This window comes from Pantoea stewartii (assembly GCF_011044475.1).
GTDB lineage: Bacteria > Pseudomonadota > Gammaproteobacteria > Enterobacterales > Enterobacteriaceae > Pantoea > Pantoea stewartii.
The window spans coordinates 3,894,935-3,909,918 of sequence record NZ_CP049115.1; the positions used below are offsets into that span (position 1 = coordinate 3,894,935).

At 55.2% G+C, this 14,984-nt stretch carries 16 protein-coding genes; 8 read left to right on the forward strand and 8 right to left on the reverse strand.

All coding sequences use genetic code 11. The features are described from left to right. The first annotated feature begins 192 nt into the window (after window positions 1-192). From nrdR to pgpA, 6 genes are all read left to right on the forward strand, one after another. Entirely contained in the window at window positions 193-642 is a 450-nt protein-coding gene (nrdR, locus tag G5574_RS18310) for a transcriptional regulator NrdR (protein WP_006117986.1), read from the forward strand. A 3-nt stretch (window positions 643-645) separates the two neighbouring features. After that, on the forward strand, window positions 646-1,749 hold the full coding sequence (gene ribD, locus G5574_RS18315; protein WP_164483018.1) for a bifunctional diaminohydroxyphosphoribosylaminopyrimidine deaminase/5-amino-6-(5-phosphoribosylamino)uracil reductase RibD: 1,104 nt from the start codon (window positions 646-648) through the stop codon (window positions 1,747-1,749). Between the two features lie 90 nt (window positions 1,750-1,839). Beyond that, complete coding sequence (ribH, locus tag G5574_RS18320; RefSeq protein ID WP_006117984.1) at window positions 1,840-2,310, forward strand: 6,7-dimethyl-8-ribityllumazine synthase; 471 nt, start codon at window positions 1,840-1,842, stop codon at window positions 2,308-2,310. Between the two features lie 19 nt (window positions 2,311-2,329). Beyond that, entirely contained in the window at window positions 2,330-2,749 is a 420-nt protein-coding gene (gene nusB / locus G5574_RS18325; RefSeq protein WP_006117983.1) for a transcription antitermination factor NusB, read from the forward strand. A gap of 54 nt (window positions 2,750-2,803) precedes the next feature. Next, complete coding sequence (gene thiL / locus G5574_RS18330; protein ID WP_033738641.1) at window positions 2,804-3,781, forward strand: thiamine-phosphate kinase; 978 nt, start codon at window positions 2,804-2,806, stop codon at window positions 3,779-3,781. Then, on the forward strand, window positions 3,741-4,265 hold the full coding sequence (gene pgpA, locus G5574_RS18335; protein WP_392391906.1) for a phosphatidylglycerophosphatase A: 525 nt from the start codon (window positions 3,741-3,743) through the stop codon (window positions 4,263-4,265). The genes thiL and pgpA overlap by 41 nt, the downstream gene beginning before the upstream one ends. 135 nt (window positions 4,266-4,400) lie before the next feature. Here pgpA and G5574_RS18340 read toward each other — a convergent pair whose 3' ends face one another. The 4 genes from G5574_RS18340 to xseB form a co-directional block, all read right to left on the reverse strand. Then, on the reverse strand, window positions 4,401-5,375 hold the full coding sequence (locus G5574_RS18340) for an aldo/keto reductase (RefSeq protein WP_033738643.1): 975 nt from the start codon (window positions 5,373-5,375) through the stop codon (window positions 4,401-4,403). 78 nt (window positions 5,376-5,453) lie between these two features. Beyond that, window positions 5,454-7,319 carry a 1-deoxy-D-xylulose-5-phosphate synthase gene (gene dxs, locus G5574_RS18345; protein ID WP_164483019.1) on the reverse strand — a complete coding sequence of 622 codons (1,866 nt, stop codon included), beginning with the start codon at window positions 7,317-7,319 and terminating at the stop codon, window positions 5,454-5,456. A 19-nt stretch (window positions 7,320-7,338) separates the two neighbouring features. Continuing rightward, entirely contained in the window at window positions 7,339-8,238 is a 900-nt protein-coding gene (ispA, locus tag G5574_RS18350) for a (2E,6E)-farnesyl diphosphate synthase (RefSeq protein WP_164483020.1), read from the reverse strand. Next, complete coding sequence (gene xseB / locus G5574_RS18355; protein WP_006117975.1) at window positions 8,238-8,480, reverse strand: exodeoxyribonuclease VII small subunit; 243 nt, start codon at window positions 8,478-8,480, stop codon at window positions 8,238-8,240. The genes ispA and xseB overlap by 1 nt, the downstream gene beginning before the upstream one ends. A 232-nt stretch (window positions 8,481-8,712) precedes the next feature. On the opposite strand from xseB, the gene thiI reads away from it, so the two are divergent. Continuing rightward, window positions 8,713-10,161, forward strand: coding sequence for a tRNA uracil 4-sulfurtransferase ThiI (gene thiI / locus G5574_RS18360; protein WP_039338476.1), 1,449 nt, complete (start codon window positions 8,713-8,715; stop codon window positions 10,159-10,161). Window positions 10,162-10,257: 96 nt separating this feature from the next. Here the strand turns inward: thiI and yajL are convergent, their stop codons facing one another. Next, window positions 10,258-10,857 carry a protein deglycase YajL gene (gene yajL, locus G5574_RS18365; RefSeq protein WP_006117973.1) on the reverse strand — a complete coding sequence of 200 codons (600 nt, stop codon included), beginning with the start codon at window positions 10,855-10,857 and terminating at the stop codon, window positions 10,258-10,260. Next, a complete protein-coding gene (gene panE, locus G5574_RS18370; protein ID WP_033738652.1) occupies window positions 10,811-11,731 on the reverse strand; it encodes a 2-dehydropantoate 2-reductase in 921 nt (306 codons plus the stop codon). Before panE ends, yajL begins: the two co-directional genes overlap by 47 nt. A gap of 133 nt (window positions 11,732-11,864) precedes the next feature. On the opposite strand from panE, the gene G5574_RS18375 reads away from it, so the two are divergent. Continuing rightward, the gene (locus G5574_RS18375) at window positions 11,865-12,356 is read left to right on the forward strand and encodes a YajQ family cyclic di-GMP-binding protein (RefSeq protein ID WP_006117971.1); all 492 of its coding nucleotides are present in this window, start codon (window positions 11,865-11,867) and stop codon (window positions 12,354-12,356) included. 237 nt (window positions 12,357-12,593) lie between these two features. Here G5574_RS18375 and G5574_RS18380 read toward each other — a convergent pair whose 3' ends face one another. Together G5574_RS18380 and cyoE are read right to left on the reverse strand one after the other, a co-directional pair. Further along, a complete protein-coding gene (locus G5574_RS18380) occupies window positions 12,594-13,958 on the reverse strand; it encodes an MFS transporter (RefSeq protein ID WP_006117970.1) in 1,365 nt (454 codons plus the stop codon). A gap of 132 nt (window positions 13,959-14,090) precedes the next feature. Further along, complete coding sequence (gene cyoE, locus G5574_RS18385) at window positions 14,091-14,978, reverse strand: heme o synthase (RefSeq protein ID WP_006117969.1); 888 nt, start codon at window positions 14,976-14,978, stop codon at window positions 14,091-14,093. Window positions 14,979-14,984: the final 6 nt, after the last annotated feature.

A 14,984-nucleotide genomic window follows, 5' to 3' on the forward strand; every position in this document is an offset into this window, starting at 1 on the left:
CCCCGGATCGGCACGAACGTGGCTACGTTCTCCGCTTTTTGCCCTGAGCGCTTTAAGCGTAGCGGGTTTTACGCGGGCGGGCATTTCCCATCCGGTCTGTGAAGCGGATGGGGTAAAACACGGGAATCGATTTTGTTGACTTGCAGTTCGCGCTACACTGTACGGCCCATTTATCTCGTGTCAGGAAACGTCATGCATTGCCCATTCTGCTCCGCTGTAGACACAAAAGTGATTGATTCTCGTCTGGTCAGTGAGGGTTCGTCAGTGCGGCGCCGTCGTCAGTGTCTGGTGTGCCATGAGCGATTTACTACGTTTGAAGTCGCTGAGCTGGTCATGCCACGCGTGGTGAAAAGCAACGATGTGCGTGAACCTTTCAATGAAGACAAACTTGCCAGCGGCATGATGAAAGCGCTGGAGAAACGTCCGGTCAGTGCGGATGCCGTAGAGAGTGCGGTAAGCCATATCAAAACACAGTTGCGTGCGACGGGTGAACGTGAAATTCCCAGCAAGCTGATCGGTAACCTGGTCATGGACGAGCTAAAAAAACTCGATAAAGTGGCCTATATTCGCTTTGCATCTGTTTATCGCAGCTTTGAGGACGTGCGTGATTTTGGCGAAGAGATTGCCAGATTACAGGATTAAATCATGACCGATGAACGTTATATGGCGCGCGCGCTGGAACTGGCGCGGCGCGGACGTTTTACTACCATGCCAAACCCCAATGTCGGTTGCGTCATTGTACGCGATGGCGACATTGTTGGCGAAGGCTGGCACCAGCGCGCCGGAGAACCGCATGCGGAAGTGCATGCCCTGCGCATGGCCGGTGCGCGTGCGCGTGGGGCGACAGCCTATGTGACGCTGGAGCCATGCAGTCATCACGGGCGCACGCCGCCGTGTTGCGACGCGCTTATTGAGGCCGGTGTAAAACGCGTCGTGGCCGCGATGCAGGACCCCAATCCGCAGGTCGCCGGACGAGGATTACATCGACTGCAGCAGGCGGGCATTGAAGTCAGCCACGGACTGATGATGCAGGAAGCGGAAGCCCTGAACAGGGGATTCCTGAAACGCATGCGGACCGGCTTCCCCTGGATACAGCTTAAACTGGGGGCATCACTGGATGGCCGCACCGCCATGGCGAGTGGCGAAAGCCAGTGGATCACCTCGCCGGCTGCCCGACGCGATGTCCAGCGTTTGCGAGCGCAGAGCGCCGCCATTCTCAGCAGCAGCGCAACGGTGCTGGCCGACGATCCTTCCCTGACTGTACGCTGGGCCGAACTGGACAGCGACAGTCAGCGCCTGGTTGATGCGCAGACCTTACGCCAGCCGGTACGCATCATCGTCGACAGCCAGAATCGCGTAACACCGCAGCACAAACTTATAGAACAATTGGGCGAAACCTGGCTGATGCGACAGCAGGCCGACACTCAGCGCTGGCCTGACTCGGTGACGCAAATTCCGGTTCCTTTACGCGACAGCCAACTGGATTTAGTGGCGCTGATGATGGTGCTGGGCCAGCGCCAGATTAACAGCGTCTGGGTTGAAGCCGGTGCCACGCTGGCAGGGGCATTGCTTCAGGCCGGTCTGGTTGACGAACTCATTGTGTATGTGGCACCGAAATTACTGGGTAATGACGCGCGCGGTTTGTGTCAGCTTACGGGGCTGACGCAGTTGGCTGACGCGCCGGTTTTTGCCTTCAGCGACGTGCGCCAGGTCGGCAGCGATCTCCGTCTGACTCTGATACCGCAATAACAGAGGCGGAAAAGCGAGAGCACGCCGCCAAAGAGTATGTTAGAATCCGCCCCCCTGCGCGGGGCTAAACAAACCCCTGAAAGGATATGTATGAAAGTTATCGAAGCTGCCGTTGCAACGCCAGAGGCAAAAATTGCCATCGTTATCGCGCGTTTTAACAACTTTATCAACGAGAGCCTGTTAGACGGCGCTGTGGATGCCCTGAAGCGTATCGGCCAGGTCAACGATGACAATATCACTGTCGTCTGGGTACCGGGCGCTTACGAACTGCCGCTGGCCGCGCGTGCGCTGGCTAAAACCGGCAAACACGATGCCGTGATTGCGCTGGGTACCGTGATTCGCGGTGGCACGGCGCACTTCGAATACGTCGCGGGTGAAGCCAGCTCGGGCATTGCCAGTGTTGCCATGGACAGCGATATTCCTGTGGCATTCGGCGTACTGACAACCGAAAATATCGAGCAGGCCATTGAGCGTGCTGGAACCAAAGCGGGTAACAAAGGTGCCGAAGCGGCCCTGACCGCACTTGAAATGATCAACGTATTGAAAGCCATTAAAGCCTGATTTTTGTAAGGGGAATTTTGTGAAACCTGCTGCTCGTCGTCGCGCCCGTGAGTGCGCTGTCCAGGCGCTTTACTCCTGGCAGTTGTCTAACAACGACATTGCCGATGTGGAATACCAGTTTCTGGCGGAACAGGACGTTAAAGACGTCGATATTACTTATTTCCGCGAACTGCTGGCCGGTGTGGCGACCAACAGCGCGTACCTGGATGGATTGATGCAACCCTATCTGTCGCGCCAGTTAGAAGAACTGGGGCAGGTGGAAAAAGCCATTCTGCGTGTGTCGCTGTATGAACTGAGCAAGCGTTCTGATGTGCCTTATAAAGTGGCCATCAACGAAGGTATCGAACTGGCGAAAGTATTTGGCGCTGAAGACAGCCATAAATTTGTCAACGGTGTGCTGGATAAAGCCGGTCCGCAAATTCGACCCCAACGCAAATAATCAATAAGGCCGGCTTGCCGGCCTTTTTCATTAATGGTTAAGCGGAACGCAATTATGTCATGTGGTGAATTTGAACTCATCGCACGCTACTTCAATCGCAGAACGCGTAGCCGCCGTGATGTCGAACTCGGCATCGGCGACGATTGCGCGCTGCTGAGCGTGCCCGAAAAGCAAACGCTGGCGGTCAGCACCGATACGCTGGTTTCCGGTATCCACTTCCTGCCCACGATCCATCCTGCAGATTTAGCCTATAAATCACTGGCGGTGAATCTGAGCGATTTGGCCGCGATGGGTGCTGATCCTGCCTGGCTAACCCTGGCGCTGACCTTGCCGGATGTGAATGAAAGCTGGCTGAGCAGCTTCAGCGAAAGCCTGTTTGACCTGCTGGAATATTACGATATGCAGCTGGTGGGGGGAGACACGACGCGGGGGCCTCTCAGCCTGACGCTGGGTATTCATGGGCTGATTCCTCACGGCAAAGCGTTAAAGCGTTCGGGCGCAAAACCCGGCGACTGGATCTATGTCACCGGTACATTGGGCGACAGCGCGGCAGGGCTGGCGTTGCTGCAGCATCACTGCCGCATTGACGATCCGGCCATTCATGAAGCCCTGATTAAACGTCACCTGCGGCCCATGCCGCGCGTGTTACAGGGGCAGTCACTGCGTTCGCTGGCCTCTTCCGCTATCGATATCTCAGACGGGCTGATTTCTGATATAGGTCATGTGCTGAAAGCCAGCGGCTGCGGGGCACGTATCAACCTTGACGCGCTTCCGCTGTCCCCGGCACTGCGTGACAATTTTGACGCGTCACAGGTGCTGCGCTGGGCGCTCAGCGGCGGCGAAGACTATGAGCTGTGCTTCAGTGTGCCGGAAGTGAATCGGGGTGCACTGGACGTGGCGCTGGGACATCTTGGCGTGCCTTATACCTGTATTGGGCAGATGGCACCCGAGTCAGAAGGGCTGTCACTGCTCGAAAACGGCAAACCGGCAGATGTGCGTTTTAAAGGATTCGACCATTTTGACATCAGATAAACATATCGCCAAAGGTCGTCTGCGGATGCGTAATCCCTGGCATTTACTGGCGACCGGTTTTGGCAGTGGGCTCAGCCCGGTTATGCCCGGTACAGTGGGATCGCTGGCCGCCATTCCTTTTTGGTGTCTGCTGACCTTGCTTCCGCACGATCTGTATTCGCTGGTCGTGCTGCTAGGCATCAGCGTGGGCGTTTACCTTTGCCATCGCACCGCCAAAGACATGGGCGTTCACGATCACGGCAGCATTGTCTGGGATGAGTTTATCGGGATGTGGATTACACTGATGGCCATTCCGGTGAACAGCTGGCAGTGGGTGGTGGCCGGTTTTGTGCTGTTCCGCGTGCTGGATATCTGGAAGCCCTGGCCGATTCGCTGGTTCGACCGTAACGTGCATGGCGGCATGGGCATTATGGTCGATGACATTATTGCGGGTATTATTGCTGCAGCCATCCTTTATGGTGCCGGGGTTTATCTCGCCGGTTAAGCGTTTGTCCTGCGCCCCTTATCATCACCGTTTTGCAACCGTAGCCGAAATACCGGCGTACGGTTGTCTCACCATTATCTCTCTCCCGGCCGGGCCGAATGAGCGCGTCACGCCTGTGAACACGCTGCGTTGGTATCACTGATAGCCGGTTGCCGGGTGAGGCTGATATTCACTTTCCAGGGCGGCAATATCCTGCGTTGTCAGGTCAACGTTCACGGCTTCCACCAGCTCAGCAAACTGCTCTGCACGAGAGGCGCCAATGATGGGCGCTGTCACCACCGGTTTGCTCAGTAACCACGCCAGTGCGACCTGCGCTCGCGTTACGCCTTTGTCGGCTGCTACCTGCGCCAGGCGCGCCGCAATCGCCGCATCGTTTTCCTCCGTTGAAGCATAGAGCGTGCTCATCACCTCATCAGAAACGGAGCGGGCGGTGGTTTCGCCCCATGGCCGGGTGAGCTTACCGCGTGCCAGTGGACTCCATGGCAGGACCGCAACATTTTCACGCTGGCACAGCGGGTGCATCTCACGTTCTTCTTCGCGCTGAATCAGGTTGTACTGATCCTGCATGCTGACGAAGCGTGCCCAGCCCTGTTCTGCCTGCATGGTTAAGGCCTGTGCAAACTGACTGGCGTGCATGGACGAGGCGCCGATATAACGTGCTTTGCCGGATTTCACCACCTCATCAAGTGCCGACAGGGTTTCTTCGAGCGGCGTGTCATAGTCCCAGCGGTGAATCTGCAGCAGATCGACATACTCCATGCCCAGCCGTTGCAGGCTGTCATCAATGGATTGCAGAATGTTTTTACGGGACAGGCCTTGTGACAGATTACTCAGCGGGAAATAGACTTTGGTGGCGACCACGACCTCCTCGCGGCGGGCGAAATCCCTGAGCGCTCGCCCCAGAATCTCCTCACTACTGCCGTCTGAATAGCTGTTAGCGGTGTCGAAGAAGTTAATCCCGGCCTCCAGCGCCTGCCTGATAAGCGGTCGGCTGCTTTCTTCAGGCAGTGTCCAGGCATGTTTACCGCGGGTGGGCTCACCAAATGTCATACAGCCCAGGCAGAGCTGGGAAACTTTTAAATCAGTATTCGCGAGTGGAACGGTTTTCATCATGACTCCTGCTATGTCCTTCCAGGGGAATTAAGCATAGCAGGAATACCGCTCTCCGCAGAGAGCGGGGGAGGGGAACTACTGCGCCAGCCAGTGACTGATTTGCTGCTGAATACCGTCTGCGTCCAGGTGGTAGTCGTGACGCATCTCTTCCTGCGTGCCCGGGGGAATGAACTCGTCAGGCAGGCCAATATTGAGAACGGGAATGCCCAGACGTTTCGCCATCACGAACTCGTTGACGCCGCTGCCTGCGCCGCCCTTAATCGTGCCTTCTTCCAGCGTAATCAACGACTCATGCTGTGCGGCCAGTTCGGTAATTAACGCTTCATCCAGCGGTTTAACAAAACGCATATCCACCAGAGTGGCGTTCAGCGCTTCGGCAACGTGGCTGGCTTCAGGCAGCAGTGTACCGAAGTTAAGGATCGCCAGCTTTTCGCCCCGACGTTTAACCACACCTTTGCCCAGCGGCAGGCTTTGCAGTGGCGTCAGAGCAACGCCAGTGCCGGTTCCGCGTGGATAACGCACGGCAGCCGGACCTGCCTGATAGTGATAGCCGGTATAAAGCATCTGGCGGCATTCGTCCTCATCGCTCGGCGTCATGATGACCATATCCGGAATGCAGCGCAGATAGGCGAGATCAAAGGCACCCTGATGCGTCTGGCCGTCGGCCCCAACGATGCCGCCACGGTCAATCGCGAAAAGGACCGGAAGCTTCTGAATCGCGACATCGTGAATAACCTGATCGTAGGCGCGCTGCAGGAAGGTCGAGTAAATCGCAACAACCGGTTTATAGCCCCCAATGGCCAGGCCCGCCGCAAAGGTCACGGCGTGCTGTTCGGCAATGGCAACGTCAAAATACTGGTTGGGATACTTGCGGGAGAATCCTACCATACCCGACCCTTCGCGCATGGCGGGCGTAATCGCCATCAGCTTAGCGTCGTCAGCCGCCGTTTCGCACAGCCAGTTACCGAAGATCTTCGAATAACTCGGCAATCCTTCGGCGCTCTTAGGCAGTTCGCCGCTGGCGACATCAAATTTGGGCACCGCATGCCAGGCGATCGGATCCTGCTCTGCCGGGGCATAACCTTTACCCTTTTTCGTCATAATATGCAGGAACTGCGGGCCTTTCAGGCTACGCATATTCGTCAGCGTATTCACCAGCGTCAGGACATCATGACCATCGACCGGCCCGATATAATTGAACCCCAGTTCTTCAAACAGGGTGCCCGGCACCACCATGCCTTTCAGGTGTTCTTCGGTGCGTTTTACCAACTCTTTAATCGGCGGCAGGCCGGTCAGTACGCGCTTGCCTCCTTCGCGCAGACGCGCGTAGGTCTTACCCGATAAAATCTGTGCCAGGCGGTTATTCAGCGCCCCGACGTTTTCAGAAATCGACATTTCGTTGTCGTTCAGGATAACCAGCATATCGGGTTTAATATCGCCCGCGTGGTTCATGGCCTCAAAGGCCATGCCTGCGGTGATGGCACCGTCGCCGATAATACAGGCGGTACGGCGCCCTTTACCTTCCCGTTCGGCCGCAGCAGCCATGCCCAGCCCGGCACTGATGGAGGTTGAGGAGTGACCGACGCTCAGGACGTCGTATTCACTTTCTCCCCGCCACGGAAAGGGGTGCACGCCATTCTTTTGCCGAATCGATCCAATGCGATCGCGGCGGCCGGTTAAAATTTTATGCGGATAAGCCTGATGACCGACGTCCCACACGAGGTGGTCGAACGGTGTGTTATAGACGTAATGCAGCGCCACCGTCAGCTCGACCACGCCCAGGCCCGACGCAAAATGGCCGCTTGAGCGGCTCACGCTGTCTAATAAATACTGGCGCAGCTCATTGCAGAGCGCAGGCAATTTTTCTTTAGGCAGGGCACGTAGTGCCTGTACCGTTTCTGCCTGCGCCAGTGTCGGGTATTTTGTAGTATCAAAACTCATCAGTGACTCATCATGGAAGTTATTTATCGCGTTCAATTACGAAGCTCGCCAGCGCCTTCAGGGCAGAGGTGTCATAGGATTTTGCAGAGAGCATGTGCAAAGCATCCACGGCTTCCTGGTATAAATCCAGTGCCTTAATCCGGGCATTATCCAGACCCATCAATGAAGGATAGGTGCTTTTTCCAAGATCTTGATCGGCACCTTGACGTTTTCCGATAACGGCTGTGTCGCCCGTCACATCCAGGATGTCATCCTGCACCTGAAAGGCCAGGCCGATGGCATCCGCATAGCGGTCAAGATACGGCAGCGCTTCACGGCCCGCGTCGCCGGCAGCAAAAGCACCGAGTCGCACGGCTGAGCGAATCAACGCCCCCGTTTTGTGACGATGGATCTGTTCCAGTTGATGAAGATCGACAGACTGACCTTCTGCCGCCAGATCCAGCGCCTGCCCGCCGCACATGCCCGCTACGCCGCTGGCCCTGGCCAGCTCTGACAGCATAGCGAGGCGGTATTCCGCACTCACGCCCGGCATGGGCTGGTCGGCCAGAATAGAAAAGGCCAGCGTTTGTAGCGCATCACCGGCAAGAATGGCGGTATCTTCACCATATTTGATATGGCAGGTCGGTTGCCCACGACGTAACGCATCATTGTCCATTGCCGGCAAATCGTCATGAATCAGTGAATAGGCGTGAATACATTCGACAGCCGCTGCAGGCACATCGAGACTGGCTTTATTCGCATTGAGCATGGTGCCGGTTGCGTAAACCAGAAACGGGCGCATGCGTTTGCCACCTAATAGTGCCCCATACTGCATGGCATTCACCAGAGGAGAACTCTGAAAAGGGAGGGCATCCAGGTAGCCCATCAACGCGTGGTTCACCTGCTGGTGATACGCATTGAGCAGTTCAGGAAAATCCATTAGTTGTTTTCCGGCGTGAAAGAGGAGAGGTCGGCATCGTTATCGTCGCTGAGGAGAATGCGCACGCGCTGCTCGGCTTGCTGCAACGTTTGCTGGCCATTGCGCGCTAACTGCACGCCGCGCTCAAATTCATTCAGGGCGTCTTCCAACGGCAGTTCACCACTTTCCAGACGATTAACAATCTGCTCCAGCTGCTGCAATGACGTTTCAAAGCTGGCTGGCTGTTCGGCTTTTTTCGGCATATTTCGTGTCGACTCACGGTTGGAACGTTATCTTGCAATCGGTCATGGTAGCTGAGAGAGAATGATTAGCAAAATAATCAATGTGCATGCTGTTGCAGAAGCAGTCACCGGGTAAAGGTGATATACTCTCGCGCCTCGGATGCGGATGCGCCTGTCACCCCGCAATTTTATGATCTTACCAGCTAAGTGCAGCCTGTTTTAGCACTTATTTGCCCAACGAAGCTGTATTGCCATGAAGTTTATCGTCAAGTTATTTCCTGAAATCACCATCAAGAGTCAGTCGGTGCGTCTGCGCTTTATTAAGATTCTTGCCAGTAATATCCGCAACGTGCTCAAAACGGTCAGCGATGAGATCGCGGTGGTGCGTTTTTGGGATCATATTGAAGTGCGCTGCAAAGATGAAGCCATGCGGCAGATTATTCCCGATGAGCTGATGCGCATCCCGGGTATTCATCATGTCCTTGCGGTTGAAGAGCGCGAATATACCGACATCCACGATATTTTCGAGCAGACGCTGGCACAGTATCGCGACAGCCTGGAAAACAAAACCTTTTGCGTGCGGGTTAAGCGCCGTGGCAAACACAGCTTCAGTTCGCAGGACGTCGAGCGCTATGTTGGCGGCGGGCTAAATCAGCACATCGCCAGCGCCACCGTTCAGCTTAAGAAACCTGAGGTGACGGTTAACCTCGAAGTGGAAGAAAACCGCTTAACGCTGGTCACCGCACGCTATGAAGGGCTGGGCGGCTTCCCGATTGGTACCCAGGAAGATGTGCTGTCGCTCATCTCAGGTGGATTTGACTCCGGCGTTTCCAGCTACATGCTGATGCGTCGTGGCAGCCGCGTTCACTACTGCTTCTTTAACCTGGGCGGCGCGGCACATGAAATCGGCGTACGTCAGGTCGCCCATTATCTGTGGAACCGCTTTGGCCGTTCGCACCGTGTACGTTTTGTGGCAATCAACTTTGAGCCAGTTGTCGGCGAAATTTTAGAAAAAATCGACGACGGTCAAATGGGCGTGGTGCTGAAACGTATGATGGTCCGTGCAGCCTCAATGGTGGCGGAACGTTATGGCGTACAGGCCCTGGTCACAGGCGAAGCGGTGGGGCAGGTCTCCAGCCAGACGCTGACCAATCTGCGACTGATCGACAATGCCTCCGATACGTTGATTTTGCGCCCGCTGATTTCCCACGACAAAGAGCACATTATTAAAGTGGCGCGTGAAATCGGCACCGAAGACTTTGCCAGCACCATGCCGGAATATTGTGGCGTGATTTCGAAAAGCCCGACGGTCAAAGCGGTAAAAGGCAAAATCGAAGCCGAAGAAAGCCAGTTTGATTTCGCGATTCTGGAACGTATGGTGGCCGAGGCGACCAATGTGGATATTCGCGAAATCGCGGAGCAGACGCAGGAAGAGGTGGTTGAGGTTGAGACGGTCGGCTTGCTGAACGAAAACGACAGCGTGCTGGATATCCGCTCGGTGGATGAGCAGGAAGACAAACCGCTACAGCTGGCGGGAACGGAGGTGAAGTCGATGCCTTTCTACAAACTCAGTACGCAGTTTGGCGACCTTGATCAGAACAAAACCTGGCTGTTGTACTGCGATCGCGGTGTGATGAGTAAATTACAGGCGCTCTATCTGCATGAGCAGGGATTTAAAAACGTGAAGGTATATCGTCCGTAATCCGCATAGCGGTCACTGACCGCTTCCCCCTGTGCTCGCCTTGCGTACCAGGGCAAGACGAGCACAGAGCGTCCGGCAGGCGTCTGAACCGGCGACTTAACTGGCCTGATAGTCGTAAATACCCGGCGCCAGCACCAGTTGTGCCGCGACCTCACGTGCTTTATCACTGCCTGCTAGCAAATCAATTAATTTCAGCGCAAAATCCATCGCCGTGCCCGGTCCCTGACTGGTGAGCAAATTGACTCGCGGATCCCAGACGACACGACGTTCCATCCATTTCTCTTCCGGTATGGTGGACTTTAAACCGGGAAACCCTGTCATATTGCCGACCGGAAACAGGTTATGCGGCACCAGTACCGTGCCAGCGGCTGCGCAGATGGCCGCAACAATACGTCCTGACAAATGAAACTGGCGTACGGTTTCAACCAACAGCGGACTGTCACGAAATGTCTCGGCTCCTTTTAGTCCGCCGGGCAGGACAATGGCATCGTAGGCGTTGTCCGCCACCTCGACCAGCGGGACGTCGGCCAGCAGGCGAACGCCGCGCGAACAGACGATTTCACGGCAGCCATCGCTTTCCACGCTGGCGGTCACCGTCTTTATCCCGCCACGGACCAGCAGATCGAGTGTGGTAACGGCTTCCGTCTCTTCACTGCCATGAGCCAGACAGACCAGTACCGAGGCGTTCGCGCCCATAATAAGACTCCTTGCGTTTAATCATGTCGTACAGCCGGGTGTTTTCAGGTAACACTAAGCCGTGAGTGCGTGCGCGACGCAGCAGAAAGCCGGTGATGTATTCAATTTCCGTCAGTCGCTGAGCGCGTATATCCTGCAGCATTGATGAGGTGTTGGCGGCGGTCGTCTCAATCACATTCAGCACCTGATCCTGCAGGCTCTGGCTGGCCACGGACTGGCCTTCACGCTCCATAACCCAACTGATTTCGTCACATAAGGTGATGATGTCGGCCTGATGCTGACGCAGTGCGCCATTCTGACAGTCGTAAACCACGCTGAGTGGGTTGATCACACAGTTTACCGCCAGCTTACGCCAGCAGGCCGCCCGGATATTGTCATGCCAGGCGACATCGGGCAGCGCTTCGTGCAGCACATCGGCGACCTCACTCCAGTGCTCGCTTTTACGGTTGCCGGGACCAATATGGGTGACGCCCGTGGCGACGTGCTTAATGACCGTGCCATCCCGCATTGCGGCGTGCGTGGTGATACCGCGTAACAGCGGCTGCGTCAGACCTTTTAATTCGCCAAGCGTGCCCATGCCATTGTGCAACAGCAAAACCGGGCAGTTTTCTGACATCACGCTTTCCAGATTTTTTACGGCCGTTGATACCTGCGGGGCTTTCAGCGTCACCAACAGCAGCTGGCTCTGCGCCAAAAACAGCGGATCGTTGGCAATGAAGGTCCGGTTCGTCACGCGCCCCAGCGGATCGATTACATTCGCTGAGCAGTAGGGCTGAGGTACGCGTAACCAGCCCTGAACATCGTGCCCGCAATGGGCAAGAGCGGTGAGCCACACCTGGCCCAATGCGCCACATCCTAATACGGTTATTTTCATGCTGCCTCCCGCTCGCGGGCTTATTATTTATGCGCTGTGGCAATGAGTTAAGTATAGCGCTACACAGTGCGATTTTATTTAGTGCCGTAAGACGCGTATTATGCATGCCAGTTTAGCCTCAGGAGAAGAAGAGATGCCATCTTTCGATATCGTTTCAGAAGTCGACATGCAGGAAGTTCGCAACGCAGTAGAGAATGCTAACCGTGAACTGTCGACGCGTTTTGATTTTCGCAACGTCACTGCCAGTTACGAACTCAATGAAAAAAATGAAACCATTAAGGTCATCAGTGAATCGGATTTTCAGGTAAAGCAGCTGGTGGATATCCTGCGCGAGAAAATGCTCAAGCGCGGTATTGAAGGCGCGGCGCTGGAAGTACCAGAAGAGATTGAACACAGCGGCAAAAGCTGGAGCGTGGATGCCAAAATGAAAAAAGGCATTGAAAGCGACGTCGCGAAAAAGCTGGTGAAGCTGATTAAAGACAGCAAGCTGAAAGTGCAGACGCAGATTCAGGGCGAATCTCTGCGCGTAACGGGTAAGTCTCGTGATGATTTACAGGGCGCAATGGCGCTGGTGCGTAATGGCAACCTGGGCCAGCCTTTCCAGTTCAAAAACTTCCGCGATTAATCCCTCCACTCAGCACGTGAGCACAGGATGCCCTCTGAGGCATCCTGTCGGGTTGGCAGCCTGACTGTGACACCAGTCTGGCTGTCACTGATCCCCTTCCGCGACAGCAACGCTTTTGCCCTGCAAGGTGCTGATGTCCGTGACGTAAATTGCGTGACCAGAGGGACGCATTTTGCGCGGGGATAAACGGGAGGAACCGGGTTTGTCAAAGACAACAAACCCGGTGAGGGCAGGGGATTAGCCACCGCCGATAAGGGCTTCAAGCTCCGGTCGGCTGGTGATCTTACTGTCGATCTTAATGTAAGCGCTTTTTTCTTCCGGTACGATCAGCACCGCGTTCACTCCAGGCTGGGCCTTCAGGCGCTTCTCCAGATTCGGTACTGCCAGCGCCGCATCACTCAGCACAATGCGCAGACTGCTGACGTAGGGCGGTTCCTGCATGGTCATACTGACGAACAGCCAGATTGCCGCCACAATCGCTCCCACCATAAACACAGTTTGCGCATCAAAATGACCGAACACCCAACCGCCCAGGCTTCCGCCGATCGCAACGCCCAGAAACTGGCTGGTGGAGTAAAGCCCCATTGCTGTCCCTTTGTAACCGGCAGGCGATTCCTTACTGACCAGGGAAGGCAGGATGGCTTCCATCAGGTTAAAGGCGAGGAAGAAGAGCTGTACGCCGAGCACCAGCGTCCAGAAATGGCCCTGCGCGCCCCATAAAACAATTTCTGCGATGACCATCATGCCGACACAGCCGACAAAGACGCGCTTCATTTTGCGCTTCACTTCTGCATAAATGATAAAAGGCACGACGCCCGCAAAGGCGATCAGCATGGTCGTTAAATAGACCTTCCAGTGTTCTGATGGCGGTAATCCCGCCTGTTCAAACTGGTCGGGCAGCGCAACAAAGCTCGACATCAACAGGATATGCAAAAAGAAGATGCCAAGATTCAGTTTTACCAGGCGCGGGTTGGCCAGCACTTTTTTAAAGCTGCCGCGCACCATGCCCGACTCACGGTTCAGGACATGCTGAGTGGAGGAGGGGACCACCCAAAGCGTAATGAGAATACCCAGCGTCGCCAGCGTTGCGATCATCCAGAACAGCGCATGCAGGCCCAGCGCGTGGGTCACAATCGGTCCCACCACCATCGCAATCGCAAAGGTAACGCCAAAACTGATGCCAATAAACGCCATCGCTTTGGTGCGGTTCTGTTCACGCGTTAAATCCGACAGCAGCGCCATCACGGCGGCCGCAATCGCGCCCGAACCCTGCAACGCCCGGCCAAGGATGATGCCCCAAATGGATTCCGTGCTGGCGGCAATCACGCTGCCAAGGACAAACAGCAGCAGGCCGCCCACAATCAGAGGCTTGCGTCCAATACGATCGGACAGCAGGCCAAAGGGGATCTGGAAAATGGCCTGAGCCAGGCCATAAATGCCAATGGCCAGACCGATTAAGGTTTCACTCGCTCCCTGGAGTGCCATGCCATAGGTGGTCAATACCGGCAGGACCATAAACATTCCCAGCATACGCAGGGAAAAGACCGTGCCAAGGCCCCATGTGGCGCGCAGCTCCACCGGAGTCATTTTATTATCGTTCATTCCTACCTCTGTTGATGTGCTGCATTTATTTTAGGGAGGGAGAGTGGAAGGGTAAAACAATAGTTCTTAAGCAGTCGTAACAAAAAGAAAGGGCGCGAAAATCGCGCCCGTTTCATGCTGTTTTGGTACACATCAGCGCACGTAAGTCAGCAAATCTTTTGACGCTGGCGTCATGAAATCCACTGACATCATCACGCTCAGCGCGGTGATGGCGACGATGGAGAAGACAAACAGCTTACGTGCCCAAACCCGATCGTTTGAGGTTTTATAACCTGACAGCGCCATGCCCAGCCACCAGACGCTGACGGCAGCGGCAACGACCAGATATTTATAGCCTGCATAGCCACCCAGCGTCAGCATCAGCGTGGCAATCATAAACGCCAGGATATAGAGCGTAATATGATTTTTTGCCACAGAGATGCCTTTCACAACCGGTAAGACCGGGATGTTGGCAGCCTGGTAATCCTTAAAGCGGAAGATAGCAATCGCATAGGAGTGCGGCATCTGCCACAGGCTAAAAATCGCCAGCAGGATCAGGGCGCCCGCATCGAACTCATTGGTCACGGCACAGTAGCCAATCACCGGCGGCGCAGCGCCAGACAAGCTACCAATCAGCGTACCGTAAACCGAATGACGCTTCATATACAGGCTGTAAACGCCAACGTATACCACGAAGCCCATCACCGCCAGCCACATGGCCAGCGGGTTAGCACCGAAATACAGCAGTGCAAAGCCAGCAATACCCAACACAGTGGCATACACCAGGCTTACTTTCGCGGAGATAAGGCCTTTAACCAGCACCCGATTCCTGGTTCTCTCCATCTTGATGTCGATATCGCGGTCAATCACGTTGTTGAAGACACAACCTGACGCAACCACCAGCGACACGCCAACCAGTGAGGTGAGAAACAGGGCGTAATCAATGCTGCCCTTAGAGGCCAGCAAAAATCCGCCAATCACAGAAATTAAATTCCCGAAAATAATTCCTGGCTTTGTAACTTGCAGGTATTGCTTAAACATTACACA